Annotated in this window: 1 protein-coding gene; it reads right to left on the minus strand. The window is 45.4% G+C overall.

The features are described from left to right. Positions 1-3,370: PolC-type DNA polymerase III (locus AC1DSE_RS32980; protein WP_477528894.1), on the minus strand; the 3,370-nt coding region annotated here is incomplete at both ends.

Below are 3,370 nucleotides of genomic sequence, written 5' to 3' on the forward strand. Positions count from 1 at the left end.
CGTCAGAACGATATAGATCGATCGGCTTAAAGGAGAAGCCGCGCGCTGTCATCTCAAGTGACATTTCCAGCTGCGACACCATGTTTTTCTCTTTAGGGAGGGCATTAAACCCTTTGGCTTCGATCTCGATCAGCTTACGCAAAATCGCATCATATCCTTGGCAAAGCAGCTCCAAATCAAAATCGTCCGCTCTTACTGTAAAGTAAGTAGCGTAATACTCTATTGGATGATAAAGCTTGAAATAGGCGGTGCGAACTGCCGATATGACGTAGGCCGCGGCATGTGCTTTCGGGAACATATACTCGATGCGCAGGCAAGAATCAATGTACCACTGCGGCACCTTACATCGCTTCATCTCTTCGATCCACTCTGGCGTCAAGCCTTTACCTTTACGTACACTTTCCGTAATTTTAAACGCGAGTCCAGCATCCATTCCAGCTTTATAAATCAAGAACAACATGATATCATCCCGGCAACCAATTACCGTCTTGATGTTGCAAGTGCCGTTCTTGATCAGCTCTTGTGCATTTCCTAGCCAAACTCCCGTGCCATGAGACAATCCGGAAATTTGCAGCAAATCGGCAAACGAAGAAGGCTGCGTCTCTTGAAGCATTTGACGAACGAACTTCGTTCCCATTTCCGGCACTCCGTAAGTAGCTACCGAAGAGCGAATTTGCTCGCCAGGCACGTTAAGTGCTTTGGTGGAGTTGAACATACTCATGACTTTAGGATCATTCATCGGTATTGACGTTGGATCAACGCCGGTCAAATCCTGCAGCATCCGCATCATTGTTGGATCATCGTGCCCCAGAATATCGAGCTTAAGCAAGTTTTCATCAAACGCGTGATAGTCAAAATGAGTTGTCTTCCATTCCGCATTCACATCGTCTGCTGGAAATTGAACAGGCGTTATATCTTCAACATCGATATAATCGGGAACAACGACGATGCCGCCTGGATGCTGTCCCGTGCTTCGTTTTACGCCCGTACAGCCACTAGCAAGTCTGGCAAGTTCAGCACCGCGCCATTTCTTGCCATGCTCTTCCTCATACTTCTTAGTGAAACCATAGGCCGTTTTCTCTGCAACCGTACCAATCGTTCCTGCACGGAACACACACTTCTCGCTAAACAATATTTTTGTATAGTTATGAGCTATCGGTTGATAGTCTCCGGAGAAGTTCAAATCGATATCGGGAACTTTATCGCCTTTGAAGCCCAGGAAGGTTTCGAACGGAATATCCTGTCCTTCACCCTTCATCGGCTTCTCGCAGTTCGGACATAATTTGTCCGGCAAATCGAAGCCGCTCGGAATGCTTCCGTCCAAAAACCATTCGCTATGCTTGCAATCCGAGTTTTTGCACAAGTAATGGGCAGGCAGCGGATTAACCTCTGAAATACCCAGGAATGTGGCAACGACTGAGGAACCAACCGATCCCCGTGAGCCGACCAAATATCCATCTGCGTTCGATTTCTTAACAAGCTTCTCCGAGATCAAGTAGTTGGCAGAAAACTTAAATTTGATAATAGGAATAAGTTCTTTCTCCAGCCTGTCGATAACGACCTGAGGAAGATCTTCCCCATACATCGACTTTGCTGTGTCATAACAGGTGTTGCGAATTTCCTCGTCGGCACCCTCAATAATTGGAGCAAATAGTCCCGTAGGGAACATATCATACGGCTCAAACCGATCAGCAAGCTCTACTGTATTCGTAATGACGACCTCACGAGCTCTTGCTTCCCCTAAAAATGCAAATTCCTCCAGCATTTCTTCCGTTGTACGGAAGTGAGCATCTGGTTTGCGTATACTCTTAAGCGGGCTAAAACCAGTGATCCCATGAATCGTTATGTCACGATACATTTTGTCGCGCGGATTCAAGTAATGAACGTTTCCTGTAGCAATAACCGGCTTGCCCAGCTCATCCCCGATTTGGCAAATCCGGCGATGCGCCTGCTCAATTTCCGCAYGGCTGCCTACTAGCCCCTTCTCAACTAAGTGCATGTAGAAATCAATCGGCTGGATTTCAAGGACATCATAGAAACGTGCAACCTCCAGCGCTTCTTCGTACGATTTATTTAGAACCGTTTCGAAAAATTCACCTTTCTCGCAACCAGAAATAACGAGCAAGCCTTCACGGTGTGCAACAAGCTTCGTTTTTGGAATTGTTGCTACCCGTTTGAAATGCTCTGTATGCGAGATGGAAATAAGCTTGAATAAATTTTTCTTCCCAACAGCATTAAGTGCATAAATATTGCTGTGGAAAGGCCGAGAATTAGATAAATCAATGCCCACATAGTCATTTAACTGATGTAGATTCGTAATATTTCGCTCAGCTGCATCTGCAATCAAGCCATACAAAACGCCGCCAAGAGCAAGGGAATCGTCTACAGCGCGGTGATGGTTGTCGAGACTAACCTTATATTTATCTGCTAATGTATTCAAACGATGATTTTTGAGCGTTGGAAAAATAAATCGAGCAAGCTCCAGCGTATCGAGCACTGGATTTTTTACTTCCGGCATGCCAAAAGCTTTGCAGTTGGCTTGAATAAAGCCAATATCAAATCTTGCATTGTGGGCGACAAGAACATCATCACCAATGAATTCAATAAATTCTCTAAGCTTAGGCTCAATATCCGRCTGCCCTTTTACCATATCATCATTGATGTTAGTCAACTGCGTAATGTGGTAAGGAATTTTTTCATGCGGATCAATAAGGGTAGAGAAACGATCAATCTCTTTGCCATCACGCATTTTAACGCCGGCAAGCTCAATAATTTTGTTATTAATAACGGAAAGGCCCGTTGTCTCTATATCGAAAACAATATAAGTTGCTGTCGCAAGCGGTTCAGGTCTTGATTCCAGCACCATTGGCACTGCGTCGTTCACGATGTTCGCTTCAACACCAAAAAGCACTTTTATGCCGTGTTTTTTGGCTGACTTATTCGCATCCGGATAACATTGAACATTGCTATGGTCCGTTACTGCAATCGCCTTATGTCCCCATTTGGCAGCCGTCTTTACATAGACATCTACCGGAGTTACCGCATCCATAGCGCTCATGGTTGTATGGAGATGAAATTCGACGCGCTTTTCCTCCGCTTTATCCATACGCTCAGCAGGTGTTCTGACCTCATGCAAATCATTCGGCATCATCACAAGCTCCGGTTCTTGCATGAAGCGATCATATTCTATGCGGCCGCGAGCTTTGACCCACTTGCCATTGGCAAGCTGGTTCAATATTTTTACATCGTCCTTCGTCTTCGCAAACATCTTCATCGCGATAGAATCGGAGAAGTCAGTCACGTTGAACGTAAACAATGTGCTTCCGTTACGAAGCTCTTTCACTTCGAGGCCGAATACAGCGCCTTGTAC

This window comes from Paenibacillus sp. 01L418, from assembly GCF_056400045.1.